This window comes from Polaribacter sp. NJDZ03, assembly GCF_019263805.1.
Taxonomy (GTDB): domain Bacteria; phylum Bacteroidota; class Bacteroidia; order Flavobacteriales; family Flavobacteriaceae; genus Polaribacter.
Window position 1 is genome coordinate 280,413 of the sequence record NZ_CP079195.1, and the last position, 20,093, is coordinate 300,505.

Sequence of the window (20,093 nt, forward strand, 5' to 3'; positions counted from 1 at the left end):
TAAACGAACGATAATGAGAAATTTTAGATACATATTTTTATCAACATTTATACTAACCAGTATTTTTTCGTGTACAAGTAATGATATTACAGAAGAAGTTAAAGTGGATGAGGAAATTATAGTAGCAATAGACGACACTGATTTTGATGCTACCGATTGGACTCCCGAAACGCATAGTAAAGATGCTGATGCAAATTTTAACGAAGTCTTTGAAGACAATATTGTAAAAAGGTTAGATTTAGTAATAACAACAGAACGCTGGCAAAATATGTTAGATGATATGGCCGTAAATTACGGAACCTTTAACGCTAGTTCTGGCGGACAAGGTGGTTCTGGAGGAGCTGGTGGGCAACAACCAGGAGGAGGAGCTACAACTGCAGATATAGATCCTATTTTTGTTCCTGGAGAAGTGTTTTATGAAGGTAAAGAATGGTATAGAGTTGGTTTGCGTTTTAAAGGGAATTCTAGTTTACAATCTAGTTGGCAAGCAGGTATTTTAAAATTATCATTCAAATTAGATTTTGATGAATTTGAAGATGAGTATCCACAAATAAAAAATCAACGTTTTTATGGGTTTAAAAAATTAAGCCTTAAAAATAATTACGATGACAAATCTATGTTAAGAGAAAAAGTAGCTACAGATGTGTTTAGAAATGCAGGTTTAGCAGCATCTCATACTGCTTTTTACACTGTATATGTAGATTACGGAGATGGCCCACAATATTTTGGGTTGTATACCTTGGTAGAAGAAGTAGATGATACTGTTTTAGATACGCAATTTTCTTCGGATGAAGGAAATTTATACAAACCAGATGGAGATGCAGCTTCTTTTGCAAATGCTACTTTTGATGAAGATGAATATGTGAAGAAAAATAATGGGGATGAAGCAGATTTTTCTGATGTACAGAGTTTATTAACCATTTTACACGATGAAACTAGAACTACAGATGCGGCAACTTGGAGAACAAGCTTAGAGGCTGTTTTTAATACAGATATCTTTTTAAAGTATTTGGCTGTAAACACTGTGGTACAAAACTGGGATACTTATGGTAGAATGACACATAATTATTTTATGTACAATGATCCTACAACAAGTAAATTAACTTGGATTCCTTGGGATAATAATGAAGCATTGCAAGAAGGTAAACAAGGCGGTTCTTTACCATTAGATTTCTCTGGATTAAATGCAGCACAATGGCCATTAATAGGTTATTTATATCAAGATGAAGTTTACAAAGCAAAATACGATGTGTATGTAAAAGAAGTAGTTGAAGGAGCATTTAATGAAACTACTATTCAAAATTTATACAGCACGTATGCTTCACTAATTGAAGAACATGCAACTTCAGAAATAAGTGGTTATACTTTTTTAAATAATAGTTCAGAATTTCAAACTGCTGTTAACCAGTTAAAAAGTCATGTTACAAGTAGAAAAACTGCTGTAGAAAATTATTTAGATTAATAAATTAAAAATTTGAGTTCGATTGATTGAAGGCTTCGTAAGAAATTGCGAAGCTTTTTTCTTATAAAATATTAAACGCAAGTTTTATCAAAAAAAAAACATCTAAACTTTTATAAACTTATTAAAATGATAAAGAAATATTTTATTGCAATACTAGTAAGCGGTTTGTTTGTTAGTTGTAAAAGTCAAAAAAATAAAGAAACTCACGCTCATAGTCATGATGAAAATGTGGAAGCACATGTGCATGAAAAAAACAATTATTTTGATTCGTATAGTTTAGTAGATAAAACTTACGGAACAAAAACAATTGTTACTGTAAAAGCATCGGAACGTAAAATGGTAACAAATGCTTTACCAAACCATAAAACTGGCGAGTTCCCAAATTCTGGAAACCCGAATACAATTTCTGCACAAAATAGAACGTATACATTTCCAATAAATCCAAAGTATACAGGAAAATCTACTTGGGTTAGAGAACCAGGAGTTGCTTTAAATGGTGTTAAGTTTGAACCAGGAACTGCAGAAGTTGTAGTTTGTGAAACTGGCGAAAATTATAGAGTTGAAGCTTTACAAGCTTTAATAGACTTAGGTTTAGATTCTAATCATGCGCATGTACAACCAACAGGCGCATATCATTATCACGGAACACCAACTTCTGTTATTGAGAAATTTGATACTGGCAAAGATTTAGTCCATATTGGTTTTGCACACGATGGTTTTCCTATGTATTATTCTAAAAGCGGAAAGTATAAACCAAGTTTTAAATTATTAGACGGCACAAGAGAAGGTGAAGATTGTGCTTATAAAAACCCAAAAGAAACGATAGATATTTCTGTTGGTGGGCATCATGATGGAACTTTTGGTGCTGACTTCGAATATGTAGCAAATTCAGGAGATTTAGATGAATGTAACGGAATAGCCATTGACGGAAAATATATGTATTTAGTTACCAATGAATTTCCTTATGTAAGTAGATGTTTAATGGGAGAAGTTACTCAGCAAGAGCGTAAAGGACCATCAAGAGATCAACAACAAGGAGGGAAACCAAGTTTTTACGAAATTTTAAAAATGATGGATACTAATAAAGATAGTAAAGTAAGTAAAGCCGAAGCAAAAGGACCTCTAAGTGAAAATTTTGATCGTATAGATAAAAATAAGGATGGCTTTTTAACCAAAGAAGAATTAGGAAATGTAGGGCAAAGACAAGGACAAAGAGTGCCTAAACACAATTAATTAAAATAAAACGCAAGTTTTGTTTTAATTAAGCATCTAAATATAAAACACTAAAAAACCATTAAAAAATGAAAAATCAATTTATTAAAACCACAGTACTTTTAGCAATACTTTTTACAGGAATCGTTTCTTGTAGCTCAGATGATGAAGTTGTAGGAGAAGAAGAACAAGAAGAAACAACAGGAACATTACATAATGCCTTTGCAGATTTTGATGAAAACGAAACAACAATTTATCTTTCAGGATCAAATGTAGTAATAGAAACTACAGGTTTACCAAATCACAAAACTCCTTATTGGAGCGAAAGTCACCCATTATATATAGCACCAACAGTTACAAGTGAAGCTCAAATGACACCAACTAGAATTGATACTTCTAACAGAGATAATTCAAGTACTTTAACGGTCTCTCAAAATGCTAGTTTAGCAAGTGCAACAACAGCAACACAATTAGGTGCAATTGGTATTGCTGTAAGTGGTGCTTATCTTTATAATGATCAAGAAGGAAATGGTGCTTTAGATGCTGCAGCAGGAAGTTTAGATTATTCGGGTGCACATATTGGCCCAACAGATTATCACTATCATTTAGAGCCTTTAGCTTTTTCTGATGACGATGATAAATTAAATGGTATTATTTCTGATGGTTTTTTTATCTATGGAAGAAAATGTAACTCAACAGGAACATATCCAACAGATTTAGATACTTCTGGCGGTCATACAAGTACAACACAACATACAACAACAGCAGAATATCATTATCATATTATTAACGAATTATATACAACAACAGGAAGATATCTTGTTTTTCCTGGCCCATATAAAGGAACACCTAATGCAATTAGATAAATATATTTTTTTAGTATTTATATGTGTTTTTGGTAGTTGTAAAAATCAAACTACCAAAAACATATCTATTATAAATACTAAAGAGATTGTAAACATTTTGATACCTAAAGAGCAAGTAAAATTGAATCCTTTAAAAGGACAATGGTTTTATAAAGACCAACCTTTTAATGGCTATGCTATTACTTATAATAAGAATGAAGTTTTATCTGAAAAAACTGGTTTTTTTAATGGAAAAAGGCAAGGGGAAATGTTTAAATATTTTGATGATGGAACTATAAAAATGGAAGCACATTATGTTCAAAATAAATTGCATGGTTTAAAGTTGCATTATTTTAAGAATGGAAATATTTATTTAGAGTCTAATTATGTAAACGGAAAAAAACATGGAATTCAAAAAACATGGTTTATAAACGGGCAATTAGCGAAACGGAAAAATTTAACAGACGGAAAAGAAAATGGTTTGCAACAAGCTTGGTTGCAAAACGGGAAAATTTATATTAATTATGAAGCTAAAAACGGAAGAACTTTTGGCTTACAAAGAGCAAATTTATGTTACCAATTAAAAGATGAAAAAGTTGAAGAAAATAGTAAGTAGATTTTTTTTATTATTGATTATAGTAACCACAATCAGTTGTAAGAACACAAATAAAGAAACCGTTTTAAGTAGAGTAGATACTTTGCCTTATTATAATGAAGCATCTTTTACTCCAAAATGGATAGATGCTAATAGTGATGAATTAAAATCTTTTCACACCATTCCAGAATTTAGTTTAACAGATCAAAATGGAGAAAATATCACTCAAAAAACATTTGAAGGTAAAATTTATGTAACAGATTTTTTCTTTACAACTTGTCCGGGTATTTGCCCAATGATGACAAAAAACATGACACTTGTACAAGATGCTTTTAAAGATGATACTAGTGTTTTAATGTTATCTCATTCAGTAACTCCTTCTATCGATTCTGTAGCGCAATTAAAAAAATATGCAATAGATAAAAATATTGGTGAGAATTGGCATTTGGTTACAGGTGATAAAAAAGAAATTTACGATTTAGGTAGACAGTCTTATTTTGTTGAAGAAGACTTAGGAGAACCAAAAGGAATCGATGATTTTTTACATACTGAGAACTTTATTCTTATCGATAAGCAAAAACACATTAGAGGTATTTATAACGGTTTAAATAAAAATTCTGTAAAACAATTAATTGCTGATATTAAAACGCTGCAATTAGAGCAGTAATTTTAAAAAAAAAGAGACTATTTTAAAAAATATAGCTTGTCATTCGGAACTCATTTCAGCATCTTAATCTATTGCTTTTTAGTACTTATAAGGGGCTGAAATAAATTAAGATTGATAAAAAGGCTGTTTTTGAGACAGTTTCTTTTTTATGTAATAATATTCACTTCAATTTCTAAAGCGATACCAAACTTTTTAAAGATGGTTTCTTTTATTTTTTCAGCAAGCTGATAAATTTCGTTTCCAGTAGCATCTCCATAATTTACCAATACTAAGGCTTGTTTTTCATGCACACCGTAATTACCAAAACGTTTTCCTTTAAAGCCAGCTTGTTCTATTAACCAACCAGCAGGCACTTTTACTTCTGTATCCGATATTTTATAGCTTGGTATCGTTGGGAAATCTTTTTGCAACTCTAAAAATTGCGTAGTTGCAATTACAGGGTTTTTAAAAAAACTACCACTGTTACCTATTTCCTTCGGATCTGGAAGCTTCGATTTTCTAATAGCAATTACAGCATCAGAAATATCTTTTAAAGTGGGTTTTATAATATTTTTAGATGTTAATTCTGTATTAATAGCACCATAAGAAGAGTTTAAGTTATGGTCTTTTTTAGTCAGTTTAAAACTAACCGAAGTAATAATATATTTTCCTTTTACTTCATTTTTAAAAATAGAATTCCTGTAGCCAAAATTACAGTCCTCATTAGAAAACTGAACCAATCTACCAGTTTCAATATCTAATGCTTCCACTTTTGTAATGGTGTCTTTTACTTCCACACCATAAGCACCAATATTCTGAATAGGGCAGGTGCCCACATTCCCCGGAATCAAAGACAAGTTTTCTATTCCGCCATAATTTTCAGAAACGCACCACAACACAAATTCATGCCAATTTTCGCCAGCATTTACGGTAATATAAGCAGCATTTTCATTTTCATTGTCAATAGAAATACCTTTAATATCTATATGTACTACTAGTTTTTCAATATCTTTTGTCAGTAACATATTACTTCCTCCAGAAATTAAAAAAAGGTCTTTTTCAACCTTTAAAAGTTGTTGTAATTGATAGACAGAATCAATAGAAATAAAACGTTTAGCATATACAGAAATGCCAAATGTATTGTAATTTTTTAAGGATGTATTTTCTTGAATATTCACAATTAATATTTATGTTGCTTTAAACGGAATTCTTTGTTAACGAAGCGGTATTCTATGTTTTTCCTTTAAATTCACTCTTTAAAACCTTTACAAGAGCAATTATTGTTGGTAAAACTTAAAGAAAGTCCATGAAGACTTTCTTTAAGTTTACTAAAACCAGTAATTAATTATACTAGTTAGTGTAAAACCTTTTTATTTTTTCCATTTTTTAACAAAGTTTTCTCCTTCGCCAATTAAAGTAAAACTTGTGTTTTCTTTTCCTCGTCCAATTTTTAATACTTTCTTAAGACCACTATCGAAATTTAAGCTTACAGATTTGTCATTCAGCTCAAATTTTCCTTTTAGATTTTCTCCATCTCCATCTCCATCTCCATTTTCAAATAAAAATGTTCCGTTCTCAAAAAAAGTTACTTTTCTAACCGCATAATGTGGCGTAGACCAGTTTCCTATTAGTTCTTTATTTGTGTAAGTTTTAAGATCATAATTCTTTTTTATGGTCAAATCATTCATTTTAGAATACCCTTTCTGTTCTCCATCTTTAAGTAGTTTTAAAAAAACTCCCATTGATTCCTTTGTTTCTCCTATTAAGTTATTCTCAATGATATACTTCCATTCACCACTTTTAAATACATAATGATATCCTCCACTAGTTCCTTGTTGTTCAACTTTTCCGTCATAAAGAACAAGGTCTGGTTTGTTAGAAGTAGATCTTGGCTTATCCCAAGAAGTGTATCTTAAATCTCCATTTTTAAGGTTGTCTACTTTAATAGAGAACTTTTCATTTTCACAATGAATAACGTTGTTCTTAACTTCTGCATTAAGTGCTAATACTTGCTCACTTACTTCAAGCTCTGTAGTTTTAGATTCCAGGTTCTTTTCTTGCTGAGTTAACTCAGTTTCTTTTTGATTCTGATTATTTTCTTTTTCAGAATTTTTACACGAAAAAATGCTAATTAATAGCACTAAACTTAAAATATTTCTCATTGTTTGTTAATTTTATCAAATGTTTTACAACCATTTGTGTATGGTTAGTGGCGGATTCCTCTGTATTTAACTTTCTCTTTAGCGCTTGACTTAATACATGCTAAAGTGTTAAAATTAAGACTAAAACCGCCATTAACGATACTTTTTATTGTAAGCCTATTCTGTTTAAGATAAATCTAAATCAGCTGGGTTTATACCTAATGCTTTTGCAATTCCAATTCCATAATTAGGGTCTGCTTTGTAGCAATTACCAATATGTCTTTCTTGAATAAATTTTTCTGCACCACCAACTTGACGCGCTGTATTCTCAAATAAAACTTGTTGTTGTTCTGCAGTCATCATTCTAAATAAATTTCCTGGTTGCGTATAATAATCATCATCTTCTCTATGATCATAATGAAAAGCTTCACCATCTAAAGGACTTGCAGGTTCTGCAAACTCTTTGCTTTCTGCCCATTGCCCATAACTATTTGGCTCATAATGTATGGTAGATCCTTCATTGCCATCTACACGCATTGCTCCATCTCTATGTGCGTTATGAAACGGACATTTTGGTTTATTTACAGGAATTTGATAATGATTAACACCTAATCTATAACGTTGTGCATCTCCGTAAGAGAACAAACGACCTTGTAACATTTTATCTGGAGAAAAACCAATTCCGGGAACCACATTAGCAGGGTTAAATGCTACTTGCTCTACATCTGCAAAGTAATTTTCTGGATTTCTATTCAATTCCATAACACCAACATCCATTAATGGATAGTCTTCATGAGGCCATACTTTTGTAAGATCAAAAGGATTGAAGCGATAGTTTTTAGCATCTGCTTCTGGCATTATTTGTATTTTTAAATTCCATTTTGGAAAATCTCCATTTTCAATAGAATCAAATAAATCTCGTTGATTACTTTCTCTGTCTTTACCAACAATAGCTTCTGCTTCTGCATCTGTTAAATTTTGAATTCCCTGTGCAGTTTTAAAATGAAACTTTACCCAAGAGCGTTCATTAGCAGCATTTAAAAAACTAAAGGTGTGGCTTCCATAACCATTCATATGTCTAAATGATTTTGGAATTCCCCTTTCACTCATTGTAATTGTAACTTGATGCAGCGCCTCAGGTAATAAAGTCCAAAAATCCCAATTATGGTTTGCACTTCTTAAATTTGTTTTAGGGTCACGTTTTACAGCTTTATTAAGGTCTGGAAATTTATATGGATCCTTTAGGAAGAAAACTGGCGTATTATTTCCAGCTAAATCCCAATTTCCTTCTTCTGTATAAAATTTCATGGCAAAACCTCTAATATCTCTTTCTGCATCAGCAGCACCTCTTTCTCCGGCAACTGTAGAAAAACGGGCAAACATTTCTGTTTTTTTACCAATTTCAGAAAATATTTTTGCCTTTGTATATTTGGTAATATCATGTGTAACAGTGAATGATCCAAAGGCTCCAGAACCTTTAGCATGCATTCTTCTTTCCGGAATTACTTCCCTGTCAAAATGAGCTAATTTTTCTAGAAACCAATAATCTTCTAACAGCATAGGACCTCTTTTTCCGGCAGTTTTTACATTCTGATTTTCTGCAATAGGTCTTCCTGAGACAGAAGTTAGTTTTTTCTTTTCATCTTTCATAATAGTTATTTTATAATATAAACTTTATTTGGTTTTTTAATGTTTTATAAGTCTTACTATAACTAATCTTTATATACTTTTAAAGCTTCACCTAAAATTTCTACAGATCTAATTAAATCTACTTTATTTAAAACGTACGCCATTCTAATTTGATTTTTTCCTTCACCTTCGGTAGAATAGAAACCACTTGCAGGGGCTACCATAACCGTTTCGTTATTCAAATTATAGTCTTCTAATAACCATTTTGCAAAATGATCTGAATCTTTTACAGGTAATTCTGCAACACAGTAAAAAGCACCTTTTGGGTTGGCTACTTTTACGCCTTCAATTTTGTTTAATTCTTTAATTAAAGTGTTTCTTCTGTCTACATATTCTTCTTTTACATCATCAAAATATTGTTGAGGTGTATCTAAAGCAGCTTCACTGGCAATTAATGCATATGTTGGCGGACTTAAACGTGCTTGTGCAAATTTAATAGCGGTTTTTATAAAGTCTTCATTTTTAGAAACAATGCATCCAATTCTTGCACCACACATACTATAACGCTTAGAAACAGAATCTATTACAATAGAGTTTTGCTCTAAACCATCTAAAGCCATTACAGAAGTATGCTCTAAACCATCGTAAGTGAATTCTCTATACACTTCATCGGCAATTAAAAATAAATCGTGTTTTAAAACAATTTCTTTTAATTTCTGAATCTCTTCTTTTGAGTATAAGTATCCGGTAGGATTACCTGGGTTACAAATTAATATTGCTTTGGTTTTCTTGGTGATTAATTTCTCAAACTCTTCAATTTTTGGCAATGCAAAATTGTTTTCAATTTTAGAAATTACAGGAACAACTGTAACTCCAGAAGCAGTAGAAAAGCCATTGTAATTAGCGTAAAAAGGCTCAGGGATAATAATTTCATCACCCGGGTCTGTAATACTTCCAATAGTAAAAAGCAAGGCTTCAGAACCACCAGTTGTTACTACAATATTGTCTGCAGTTACGTTAACATTATGTTTTTTATAATAAGAAACTAGTTTATTTCTATATTCTTCAGAACCTTCGGAACGTGCATACGCTAATGTTTGTATGTCATTGTTTTTTACAGCATCTAAAGCAACTTGTGGTGTTTTAATATCTGGTTGACCTATATTTAAATGGAATACTTTAACACCTCTTTTTTTTGCATCTTCAGCATATGGTACCAATTTTCTAATTGGCGATTCTGGCATTTTTAATCCTTTCTTAGATATTGCAGGCATAATTATGTTTTAAATATTTGTATATGCAAATTTCCGAAATATATTTTATTTAATAGAGTATATTAAAGAAACTTTGTAGGTTGATGATTGTGTGTTTTTTAACGTTAAAAACTTAAGTTGTATATTGTATATGTTCTAAAAACAGGCAACTTGATAAAAAAATATGCTCTTATTCTATGCTCATTTTTATTTTCATTAACAATTAATGCTCAGGTGGGTTTTACTTTTAATGAAGGGAATAAGTATCGACAACAAATTAAATTTAGATTAATTAACAACCTAATTGTAATACCTCTAGAAATTAATGGGAAGGAATTGTCTTTTATTTTAGATACAGGAGTTAATAAAACCATTTTATTTAATTTATTTGAAAATGATAGTATTAGCTTATTAAATACTAGAAATGTTAAATTACGTGGTTTAGGTAATGGTGATGCGGTAGATGCTTTAATCTAAAAAAAGAATACATTTAAAATAAAGAACTTAGTAAGTACTAATGAAACTATTTATGTTGTTTTAAATGATTATTTTGATTTATCAAGTAAAATGGGGACTACCATTCATGGTATTATTGGGCATAGTTTATTAAAAAATGTAATTGTAAAAATTAACTATAAGTCAAAAAGGATTCACTTTTACAATCCCAAAACGTTTACATACAGAAAGTGTAAAAAATGCGAAACTATTCCGTTTAAGTTTTACCGTAAAAAGCCATATATTAATGCGGAGGTTCTTTTAGATACTATTGGAGATACATTTACAGCGGTAAAATTATTGGTAGATTCTGGAGGAAGTGATGCTGTATGGCTTTTCGAAAACTCTAAGAAATCGATTAGAACACCCAAACGTTTTTTTAATGATATTTTAGGCGAAGGTTTAAGCGGACCTATTTTTGGTAATAGAAGTAGAGTACCAGAATTTAAACTAGGTAGGTTTGTAATTAACAACCCAACGGTTTCTTTTTTAGATTCGGCATCTAAACATAATGCTAGAAAATTTAAAGCAAGAAATGGTAGTGTTGGTGGTGGTGTTTTAAGTAGGTTTAAAGTTTGGATTGATTATCCGCATAAAAAAATCACTTTAAAAAAGAATGGCTCTCTTTCTGCTGGCTTTAATTATAATATGAGTGGGTTAGATGTTGTTTATAATGGAAAAGAATTGGTAAAAGAAGAAGTTTTAGAAAAGTTTACCAGTGTTTATGGTAAAGAAGAATTAAACAGAAATTCGGTTGCATTTGTAACTAGTTATTCTTTTAATTTTAAACCATCTTTTGTTATCCGTCATGTGTTAAAAAACTCAGCAGCTGAAAAAGCAGGTATCTTAAAAGGTGATATTATTCTTAAAATAAATGGCAAACTAGCGCATGAATTAAAGATAGAAGATATTACTCATAAATTTCAAGAAAGAGATAAAAAGAAAATTCGAATTACAATTAAACGCAATGGCGTAAAAATGAAATTCGAATTTCGTTTACTAAAAAAAATATAGTTTAAATATCTGTTAAGATACTTTTTTCTTTTTCTAAAGAAAGTTCTTTTGTTACCATCCCTTTAATTCTAATTACTTTATTTCCTTCTTTTGCATTAGAAAAAACTGTAATAGATTTAGAGAAACCACCAAGTCTATTGGTATCATAAGATACTTTAATTTCTCCTTTTTCTCCTGGCATTATTGGTGCTTCTGGCTTTTTAGGAATTGTACAACCACAAGAAGATTGAATTCTACTAATAACTATTGGTTCATCACCAATATTAGAAAAAACAAAGACTCTTTCTCTGTCAGATCCTTTTTCAATTTTTCCATAGTTAATGGTCTCTTTTTCAAACTTAAATTCTTGAGCGTTTATAGACAAAGAAATAAAGAAGATTACTAATAATGTTCCGAAAGCTTTCATATTTTAATATTTTATACCGTAAATTTATGACTAATAATTTGTTTTAAAAAATCTACTACTAATTTTCTCGACAAATTAGAGTTTTGTATTTTTGCAAACTATATATCAAAAACGATACCAAAGTATGACAATTCCATCTAAATATGATGCAAGCCAAGTAGAAGGTAAATGGTACGACTACTGGATGAAAAATAACTATTTTCATTCTACGCCAGACGAAAGAGAGCCTTATACAATTGTAATTCCGCCACCAAACGTAACAGGCGTTTTACACATGGGGCACATGTTAAATAATACAATTCAAGATGTATTAATTAGACGTGCGCGTTTATTAGGTAAAAATGCATGTTGGGTTCCTGGTACAGATCATGCTTCTATTGCTACAGAAGCAAAAGTGGTTGCCAAGTTAAAAGAGCAAGGAATTAAAAAAAGCGATTTAACACGTGAAGAATTTTTACAACATGCTTTTGATTGGAAAGATGAATACGGAGGTATTATTTTAGAACAATTAAAAAAACTAGGTGCTTCTTGTGATTGGGAAAGAACTGCATTTACCATGGATCCAGAAATGTCTGAATCTGTAATAAAAGTTTTTGTTGATTTATACAACAAAGGTTTAATTTATAGAGGTTACAGAATGGTAAATTGGGATCCGGAAGCAAAAACAACACTTTCTGATGAAGAAGTAATTCACGAAGAAAGACAAGGAAACTTGTATTACTTAAAATATAAAATTGAAGGATCTGAGGATACTTTAACCATTGCAACTACAAGGCCAGAAACTATTTTTGGAGATACGGCAATTTGTATCAACCCAAATGACGAACGTTTTACGCATTTAAAAGGCAAGAAAGCAATTGTACCTTTATCTAACAGAGTAATTCCTATTATAGAGGATGAATATGTAGATTTAGAATTTGGTACAGGTTGTTTAAAAGTGACGCCTGCACACGATGAAAATGATAAGAATTTAGGAGACAAGCATAAATTAGAAGTAATTGATATTTTTAATGATGATGCTTCTTTAAATTCTTTCGGATTACATTATCAAGGTAAAGACCGTTTTGTAGTAAGAAAAGAAATTGCTCAAGAATTAGAAGAAAAAGGTATTTTAGTGAAAACTGAAGTTCATACAAATAAAGTAGGAACATCAGAAAGAACAAAAGCTGTTATAGAGCCAAGATTGTCAGATCAATGGTTTTTAAAGATGAAAGATCTTGCACAACCTGCAATTGATGCAGTTTTGGGTGAAGATGCAGAAATCAACTTATATCCAAAGAAATTTGAAAACACCTACCGTCATTGGATGGAAAATGTGCGTGATTGGAATATTTCTCGTCAACTTTGGTGGGGACAACAAATTCCGGCTTATTTCTACGGAGACGGAAAAGAAGATTTTGTAGTAGCAGAGAATAGGGAAGAGGCATATAAATTAGCAATTTCTAAGAACGTAGTTGATGCTTCATTTAAAATAGAAGATCTTCGTCAAGATGAAGATGCACTAGATACTTGGTTTTCTTCTTGGTTATGGCCAATGTCTGTTTTCGACGGAATTAGAAATCCAGAAAACGAAGAAATTAAATACTATTACCCAACAAACGATTTAGTTACCGGACCAGATATTTTATTTTTCTGGGTAGCAAGAATGATTGTTGCAGGATATGAATATAAAGATGAAAAGCCTTTTAATAATGTTTATTTAACAGGATTAGTTAGAGATAAACAAAGACGTAAAATGTCTAAATCTTTAGGGAACTCTCCGGATGCTTTAAAGTTAATTGAAGATTATGGAGCAGATGGAGTACGAGTTGGACTTTTATTAAGTTCTGCTGCCGGAAACGATTTAATGTTTGAGGAAGATTTATGTCAGCAAGGAAAAGGATTTGCAAATAAAATTTGGAATGCTTTCCGTTTGATAAAAGGTTGGGAAGTAGACGCAAGTTTACCACAACCAGAAACTTCTAAAATTGGTTTAGAATGGTATGAAGCTAAGTTTCAAAAAACGTTGGCAGAAATAGAAGACCATTTCTCTAAATACCGTTTGTCTGATGCTTTAATGGCAATTTATAAACTAATTAATGATGATTTTTCTTCATGGTTATTAGAGATTGTTAAGCCTGCTTACCAACAACCAATAGATAAAACTACGTTTGATGCTATTATAGAAGTTTTAGAAAATAACTTAAAAGTATTGCATCCGTTTATGCCATTTTTATCGGAAGATATTTGGCAATATATTACAGACAGAACACCAGAAGAAGCGTTAATTATTGCAAAATATCCTGTAATTAAAGATTTTGATGCAAAAATTATAGAAGATTTTGAATTTGCAACCGGAGTTGTATCAGGAATTAGAACCATCAGAAAAGATAAGAACATTTCTTTTAAAGATGCCATTGAGTTATTTGTAATTGATAATGATAAAAGCACAAAACAATTTGATGCTGTTATTCAGAAATTAACAAATACATCGGTTATAAACTACGTTTCAGAAAAGGTAGAAGGCGCTTCGTTTAGAGTTAAATCTAATGAATACTTTGTACCAATTTCTATAGAAAATATAGATGTAGAAGCAGAAATTAAAAAATTAGAAGGAGAGCTTAAAAGAGCCCAAGGTTTCTTATTTGGTATTACAAAGAAATTGTCTAACGAGCGTTTTGTGTCTAATGCACCAGAACAAGTGTTGGCTTTAGAACGTAAAAAAGAAGCAGATACCGTTGCTAAAATTGAAACGATTAAAAGTAGTTTGAGTTCGTTACAATAAAAATTTTATATTTTTTTAATATTATAAGTCCATGAAAATTAAGTTTTTATGGACTTTTTTAATTTTTAGTTTAAAAAAACACCTTTTTAAGGTAGGGTATTTATAAATTGAGTTGTTTTATTGATAGTAGTAACTTTTAAATAACAAAATAACCGCTAAAGGTTATATCATTTAAACTAATTAATTATGAAAAAATTTATTATTCCTGTTGTAGCAATTTCTTTGTTAGCAACATCTTGTGTTTCTAAAAAAAAGTATGTTACTTTAGAAAACCAGTATATTAATACAAAAGGAAATCTTCAAAAAACTACTTTAGAAAAAGAAGCATTAGAGGGGAAATTTGCTAAAATTGAGAATAGAGTAGCGGATTATAATGAAAAAATTAATTCTTTAAAAAGTGATAATTCTAGTTTACAAGATGCGAATGATGTAAAGTTAGACATGGTTGGTAAAACAGCAGTTATCTCTAATAAAACGAGAGAGAGAATGAGAGCAACTTTATCTAAAGTAGATCCAACATTACTTTCTGGTGCAAAAACATTAAAAGATTCTTTAAACCTTGCTATTGCTTATAACTTAAAGAATAAAATTAGTACTTCTGATTTATCAGATTCTGATGATTTAAATATTGATATAGATCAAACTGTAGTTATGATTTCTGTTTCGGATAAATTATTATTCAACACAGCAAGTTATAAGGTAAAAAGTGGTGCTTATAATTTAATTGAAAAATTAGCAGCAGTTATAAAATCTGAACCAAGTATGGATGTTATGATTGAAGGACATACAGATTCTAGAACGATTAACAATGTAACTGTACAAGACAATTGGGATTTAAGTGTAAAAAGAGCAACATCTATTGTACGTCTTTTAGAAAGTAAATATAATATTGAGGGGAGTAGATTGATTGCTGCAGGTAGAGGTTCTACTATGCCTTTAGTAGAAAATACTACAAATGCTAATAGAGCAAAAAACAGAAGAACTAGAATTGTAATTTTACCAAATTTAGATAAATTCTTTGCTTTACTTGCAGATGATCAACTTTCTGAATAATAAAAATTGTATGAAAAAGGAAGAGTTTAGGAAAAGGAAGAGTGCAGTATTAAAAAGTGAAAAGCTCCTTGTTAAAGGAGCTTTTTTTATGTAATAAATAATCTACTTTTGTTGGTAGATAATAAAAAAAGAGCCCTTTAGATTTATAAAACTTAAAGAAGCTTTTATCATTTTATTTTACGCTAAAATGGAATTAATTCTAGTCAGTTCCTCATCAGAAAAAACAGTATTTTCAGTAGCTTTTACACTGTCTAAAATTTGTTCGGTTTTACTAGCCCCAATTAGAACAGATGTAATTCTATCATCTTTTAAAATCCAAGAAATTGCCATTTGTGCTAAATTCTGATTTCTGCTTTTAGCAACTTCATTTAAGGCTTTAATTTTTGGAAGCATTTCCATCACTTTATCTGTTTTTAAATAGCGTCCATCTTTTACAGCTCTTGAATCTTTTGGCAATCCGTTAATATATTTATCCGTTAACATTCCTTGTGCTAATGGAGAAAAGCAAATGGCTCCAACTCCAGAATTTCCTAATAAACCTAAAAGTCCATCTTCTATCCAACGGTCAAATAAACTATATCTTGGTTGGTGAATTAAACATGGAGTTCCTAAGTCTTTTAATATTTTAAAGGCTTTTTCTGCTTCTTTAGGTTTGTAATTAGATAAGCCAACATACAACGCTTTACCTTGTCTTACAATTAAATCTAAAGCTCCCATAGTTTCTTCTAATGGTGTATCTGGATCTGGTCTATGATGATAAAATATATCAACATACTCTAAATTCATTCTTAGTAGACTTTGGTCTAAACTAGAAATTAAATATTTTTTAGAACCAAAATTCCCATAAGGACCTTCCCACATATCATAACCAGCCTTTGATGAAATAATCAATTCATCTCTGTACTTTTTGAAATCTTTTTTTAAGGTTTTTCCAAAAGTTTTTTCAGCAGAACCATAAGGAGGTCCGTAGTTGTTGGCCAAATCAAAATGCGTAATTCCGTTATCGAACGCACATTTTAATAAATTTCTGGCATTGTCAAAATCGTCATTTTTACCAAAGTTATGCCATAAACCTAAAGAAAGTTCAGGTAACAGCAAACCGCTATTTCCTGTTCTTCTATAGTTCATTTTATTGTACCTCTCTGAATCTGCTTTGTATTTTGCCATGATTATTAATATTTAGGGTCGAATTCTATTTTCAAAGTAACAAAAAAGCAACGATTTTACAATCATTGCTTTTCATATATTTCCGTTATATATCTTTTAAATTTTACTTAATTACCTTGGGTCTTCTTTTTATGTTTTCTAATATCAAATGAATTTTATAATGTCGTAAAACAATTAAAATTCAAAATGTCCTCCTGAGCTTGTCGAAGGATATTCAGTTGTTAAAAAGAAGTATTCGATAAAGCTTGTATTGAGCAAAGTATAAATAATAATATAACTGATTACTAGTTATTTATACAAATATAACGAATTCAATTTGTAATACTTAAACCGGCTTTTTTACTGCAAACGGCCACTGAAAACTGAATACTAGATAAGAGCTTCTCTTAATAACGTAACTGGATGTTTTGCGATGCGTTTTGTACCATCAAAAATTTGATGTCTACAACTTGTTCCTGCAGCAGCAATTTCAGTATCTGAACTACAATTTCTAATTTTTGGAAATAAGGTATCTTCACCAACTTGCATAGAAACCTTATAATGTTCTTTTTCATAACCAAAAGAACCTGCCATTCCGCAACAACCAGAACTAATAATGGTTACTTTATAATTTTCTGGAATATTTAAAATTTGAAAACTAGCTTGCGTGCTAGACAATGCTTTTTGATGACAATGTCCATGTATTTTTAAAGTCTTAGACTCCTTTGTAAATAAAGAAGTATCAATATTTCCTTTTTCTAATTCTTTGGCTAAGAACTCTTCGAATGTAAAACTATTTTTCGCTATTTTTTCTGCGGATGCTTTATCATCAGCTAAACGAATATACTCATCTCTAAATCCTAAAATTGCAGAGGGTTCTATTCCTATTAAAGGAGTTTTATCTGTAACAAGATCTTTAAAAATTGCAACATTATTATTACAAATGGCTTTTGCTTCTTTTAAAAATCCTTTAGAAATATGACTTCTACCGCTTTCATCATGTTTTACGGTTTTTACTTCGTAGCCTAATTTCTCTAATACAATAACAGCATCTTGTCCAATTTCTGAATCGTAAAAATTGGTAAATTCATCATTAAATAAATAAACTGCTTTTTTAGATGTTTTTGGGTGATGTTTCTTTAACCAACTTTCTAAAGTTTGATTCGCTAATTTAGGAACTGAACGTTCTACCGCAACTCCTAAAACCTTTTTAGCTAGTGTAGAATTGGTAAAAAAGTTAGTGATAGAAGGTGCTATACTTCCTAATTTATTATATTTCGCATTATTTGCAAACATTTTATTTCTAAAAGAATACCCGTTTGTTTCTTGATATTGATATAAAAACTCTGCTTTCATTGTAGCAATATCTACATTACTTGGGCATTCTGATGCACATGCTTTACAGCTTAAACATAGATCGAAAACTTGTTTTAATTCTTTATGATTAAATTTATTTGCTTGGTCGGAATTTGTTAAGAATTCACGTAACGTATTTGCTCTTGCTCTTGTGGTGTCTTTTTCGTCTTTGGTAGCTCTATAACTAGGGCACATGGTTCCGCCAGCTTCTACAGGTTTTCTACAATCTCCGGTACCATTACATTTTTCTGCTAATTTTAGAATTCCTTCACTATCAGAAAAATCTTGAATAGTTTTAATTTCTGGTTCTTCTCTATCAATTTCATATCGAAGATTTTTATCCATAGAAAAAGCATCTGTAATTTTTCCTTGGTTAAAAATATTGTTTGGGTCAAAAGCCTTTTTAACTCGTCTTAATAACTGGTAGTTTTTATCACCAATCATTAAAGGAATAAACTCTGCACGCACAATTCCGTCTCCATGTTCACCAGAAAAAGAACCTTTGTATTTTTTTACTAATTCGGCAGTTTCCGTTGTAATTTTTCTGAATAAAACAACGTCTTCCTTTTTCTTTAAATTCAAAATCGGACGTAAATGCAATTCACCAGCGCCAGCATGTGCATAATAAACTGCGTTTTGCTTATATTTAGCCATAATTTGAGTGAATTCCTCAATATAATTTGGCAAATCTTCTAAAGCAACTGCAGTATCTTCTATACAAGCAACCGCTTTATTATCGCCAACAATATTACCCAAAGCACCTAAACCAGCTTTACGTAAATAATGAACTTTAGCAATATCTGCTCCGTACACTTTAGGATGATGATAGCCGAAATTGTTTTTTTCTAAATCGGCAATTAATTTATCTGCTAAAACCTCTGTTTCTTCAATAGTGTTTGCAGAAACTTCTAGCATTAAAACAGCTTCTGGATCTCCTTTTAAAAAGAAACGACTTTTAGCTAATTCTCTGTTGTTTTTAGAACAATCTAAAATGGTTTTATCCATTAACTCACAATTATATAAATTGTGATTCATAGCAATTACTGTGGCAATTAAACTTTCATTTACGGTTTTAAAATGTGTACAAACCATAATGCTTTCTGTAGGAGGAAGCACATCTAATTGCAAGGTAATTGACGTTGAAAAAGCCAAAGTACCTTCACTCCCTGCTAATAATTTTGCAACGTTTATGGTTGGTGAAGTTCCGCCAAATAAGTCTGACGTTAATAACTCGTCAATCGCATAACCGGTACATCTTCTATGAATACTTTTTTTAGGAAATTCATTCTTTATTTCTTCTTGATTTTCTGTTATAGAAAGCTCATCAAAAAGACTTTTATATATTTTTCCTTCTTGTGTGTTTTCTTTCGTTTTTTTAATAAAATCTGCAGCACTAATTTCTTTAAAAATAGCAGTGCTACCATCACTTAAAACAGCATCAATTTCTAAAACTTTATCACGTGTTACTCCATATTTTATAGAAGTACTTCCAGAGGAGTTATTACCAACCATTCCACCCATCATACAACGGTTAGAGGTGGAGGTGTTTGGACCAAAAAACAAACCAAATGGTTTTAAATACACATTTAAAGAATCTCTTACAATACCAGGTTGTAGCGTAATTGTTTTTGCTTTTTCATCAAAAGAAATAATATTGGTAAAATGCTTAGAAACATCTACTACAAGTCCGTCACCAACACATTGTCCTGCTAAAGAAGTTCCGGCAGTTCTAGGTATTAAAGTAATCTTATTTTTAGTTGCAAAGGCAATTAGGGTTTTTAAGTCTTTTTCATCCTTTGGAAATGCTACTGCTAATGGAATTTTCCTGTAAACAGAAGCGTCTGTTGCATATAATGTTTTGTGTAACTTATCAAAAAGAACATCACCAGAAAGTGAGTTGTTTAAATTATCTAAAGTAGTATTGTCTATCATTATTTACTATTAAAAAGTAAGAATAAGAAACAAATATCCGAATAAAAAATCATTATTTCTATCTCAAAAAACTTCTTTAATTATTTTTATTGATTCTATAAAAAATGGTTAATAAAACTGCTAATTTGAAAGTATAAAAAAGTG

The 20,093-nt window shown here is 30.7% G+C and carries 16 protein-coding genes; 9 read left to right on the forward strand and 7 right to left on the reverse strand.

The features are described 5' to 3' along the window. Positions 1-13 precede the first annotated feature (13 nt). From KV700_RS01180 to KV700_RS01200, 5 genes are all read left to right on the forward strand, one after another. Complete coding sequence (locus tag KV700_RS01180) at positions 14-1,462, forward strand: CotH kinase family protein (protein WP_218598774.1); 1,449 nt, start codon at positions 14-16, stop codon at positions 1,460-1,462. Between the two features lie 126 nt (positions 1,463-1,588). Next, positions 1,589-2,695, forward strand: coding sequence for a YHYH protein (locus tag KV700_RS01185; RefSeq protein ID WP_218598775.1), 1,107 nt, complete (start codon positions 1,589-1,591; stop codon positions 2,693-2,695). Positions 2,696-2,763: 68 nt separating this feature from the next. Beyond that, on the forward strand, positions 2,764-3,540 hold the full coding sequence (locus KV700_RS01190) for a YHYH protein (RefSeq protein WP_218598776.1): 777 nt from the start codon (positions 2,764-2,766) through the stop codon (positions 3,538-3,540). Beyond that, complete coding sequence (locus KV700_RS01195) at positions 3,527-4,135, forward strand: toxin-antitoxin system YwqK family antitoxin (protein WP_166384546.1); 609 nt, start codon at positions 3,527-3,529, stop codon at positions 4,133-4,135. Before KV700_RS01190 ends, KV700_RS01195 begins: the two co-directional genes overlap by 14 nt. Next, positions 4,107-4,781, forward strand: a complete 675-nt coding sequence (locus KV700_RS01200; RefSeq protein WP_218598777.1) for an SCO family protein — start codon at positions 4,107-4,109, stop codon at positions 4,779-4,781. The genes KV700_RS01195 and KV700_RS01200 overlap by 29 nt, the downstream gene beginning before the upstream one ends. A 146-nt stretch (positions 4,782-4,927) precedes the next feature. On the opposite strand, the gene murB is transcribed toward KV700_RS01200, so the two are convergent. From murB to KV700_RS01220, 4 genes are all read right to left on the reverse strand, one after another. Then, positions 4,928-5,938: a UDP-N-acetylmuramate dehydrogenase gene (gene murB / locus KV700_RS01205; RefSeq protein WP_218598778.1), complete on the reverse strand. Its 1,011-nt coding sequence runs from the start codon at positions 5,936-5,938 to the stop codon at positions 4,928-4,930. A 192-nt stretch (positions 5,939-6,130) separates the two neighbouring features. After that, positions 6,131-6,922, reverse strand: a complete 792-nt coding sequence (locus KV700_RS01210; RefSeq protein WP_218598779.1) for a hypothetical protein — start codon at positions 6,920-6,922, stop codon at positions 6,131-6,133. 165 nt (positions 6,923-7,087) lie between these two features. Further along, positions 7,088-8,551, reverse strand: coding sequence for a catalase (locus tag KV700_RS01215; RefSeq protein ID WP_166384554.1), 1,464 nt, complete (start codon positions 8,549-8,551; stop codon positions 7,088-7,090). Between the two features lie 62 nt (positions 8,552-8,613). Continuing rightward, a complete protein-coding gene (locus KV700_RS01220; protein WP_218598780.1) occupies positions 8,614-9,804 on the reverse strand; it encodes a pyridoxal phosphate-dependent aminotransferase in 1,191 nt (396 codons plus the stop codon). A gap of 150 nt (positions 9,805-9,954) precedes the next feature. Between KV700_RS01220 and KV700_RS17220 the strand changes: the two genes are divergently transcribed. Next, entirely contained in the window at positions 9,955-10,260 is a 306-nt protein-coding gene (locus KV700_RS17220; protein WP_254712951.1) for a retropepsin-like domain-containing protein, read from the forward strand. A 90-nt stretch (positions 10,261-10,350) separates the two neighbouring features. Next, a complete protein-coding gene (locus KV700_RS01225) occupies positions 10,351-11,292 on the forward strand; it encodes a PDZ domain-containing protein (RefSeq protein ID WP_254712952.1) in 942 nt (313 codons plus the stop codon). Position 11,293: 1 nt separating this feature from the next. Here the strand turns inward: KV700_RS01225 and KV700_RS01230 are convergent, their stop codons facing one another. Continuing rightward, on the reverse strand, positions 11,294-11,698 hold the full coding sequence (locus tag KV700_RS01230; protein WP_166384561.1) for a DUF1573 domain-containing protein: 405 nt from the start codon (positions 11,696-11,698) through the stop codon (positions 11,294-11,296). Positions 11,699-11,822: 124 nt separating this feature from the next. On the opposite strand from KV700_RS01230, the gene KV700_RS01235 reads away from it, so the two are divergent. Together KV700_RS01235 and KV700_RS01240 are read left to right on the forward strand one after the other, a co-directional pair. Further along, complete coding sequence (locus KV700_RS01235; RefSeq protein ID WP_166384563.1) at positions 11,823-14,462, forward strand: valine--tRNA ligase; 2,640 nt, start codon at positions 11,823-11,825, stop codon at positions 14,460-14,462. A 186-nt stretch (positions 14,463-14,648) separates the two neighbouring features. Next, a complete protein-coding gene (locus KV700_RS01240) occupies positions 14,649-15,515 on the forward strand; it encodes an OmpA family protein (RefSeq protein WP_166384565.1) in 867 nt (288 codons plus the stop codon). A 177-nt stretch (positions 15,516-15,692) separates the two neighbouring features. On the opposite strand, the gene KV700_RS01245 is transcribed toward KV700_RS01240, so the two are convergent. Further along, complete coding sequence (locus KV700_RS01245) at positions 15,693-16,682, reverse strand: aldo/keto reductase (RefSeq protein WP_218598781.1); 990 nt, start codon at positions 16,680-16,682, stop codon at positions 15,693-15,695. Between the two features lie 369 nt (positions 16,683-17,051). Further along, positions 17,052-19,949: an FAD-binding and (Fe-S)-binding domain-containing protein gene (locus tag KV700_RS01250; RefSeq protein WP_218598782.1), complete on the reverse strand. Its 2,898-nt coding sequence runs from the start codon at positions 19,947-19,949 to the stop codon at positions 17,052-17,054. Positions 19,950-20,093 lie beyond the last annotated feature (144 nt).

Excerpts from the sequence above, each read along its gene's own strand:
- KV700_RS01245 (WP_218598781.1), bottom strand. The coding sequence starts at position 16,682 with ATGGCAAAATACAAAGCAGATTCAGAGAGGTACAATAAAATGAACTAT.
- KV700_RS01250 (WP_218598782.1), bottom strand. The coding sequence starts at position 19,949 with ATGATAGACAATACTACTTTAGATAATTTAAACAACTCACTTTCTGGT.
- KV700_RS01210 (WP_218598779.1), bottom strand. The coding sequence starts at position 6,922 with ATGAGAAATATTTTAAGTTTAGTGCTATTAATTAGCATTTTTTCGTGT.
- KV700_RS01185 (WP_218598775.1), top strand. The coding sequence starts at position 1,589 with ATGATAAAGAAATATTTTATTGCAATACTAGTAAGCGGTTTGTTTGTT.
- KV700_RS01180 (WP_218598774.1), top strand. The coding sequence starts at position 14 with ATGAGAAATTTTAGATACATATTTTTATCAACATTTATACTAACCAGT.
- KV700_RS01190 (WP_218598776.1), top strand. The coding sequence starts at position 2,764 with ATGAAAAATCAATTTATTAAAACCACAGTACTTTTAGCAATACTTTTT.
- KV700_RS01235 (WP_166384563.1), top strand. The coding sequence starts at position 11,823 with ATGACAATTCCATCTAAATATGATGCAAGCCAAGTAGAAGGTAAATGG.
- KV700_RS01220 (WP_218598780.1), bottom strand. The coding sequence starts at position 9,804 with ATGCCTGCAATATCTAAGAAAGGATTAAAAATGCCAGAATCGCCAATT.
- KV700_RS01215 (WP_166384554.1), bottom strand. The coding sequence starts at position 8,551 with ATGAAAGATGAAAAGAAAAAACTAACTTCTGTCTCAGGAAGACCTATT.
- KV700_RS01240 (WP_166384565.1), top strand. The coding sequence starts at position 14,649 with ATGAAAAAATTTATTATTCCTGTTGTAGCAATTTCTTTGTTAGCAACA.
- KV700_RS01225 (WP_254712952.1), top strand. The coding sequence starts at position 10,351 with ATGGGGACTACCATTCATGGTATTATTGGGCATAGTTTATTAAAAAAT.
- KV700_RS01230 (WP_166384561.1), bottom strand. The coding sequence starts at position 11,698 with ATGAAAGCTTTCGGAACATTATTAGTAATCTTCTTTATTTCTTTGTCT.
- KV700_RS01195 (WP_166384546.1), top strand. The coding sequence starts at position 3,527 with ATGCAATTAGATAAATATATTTTTTTAGTATTTATATGTGTTTTTGGT.
- KV700_RS01200 (WP_218598777.1), top strand. The coding sequence starts at position 4,107 with ATGAAAAAGTTGAAGAAAATAGTAAGTAGATTTTTTTTATTATTGATT.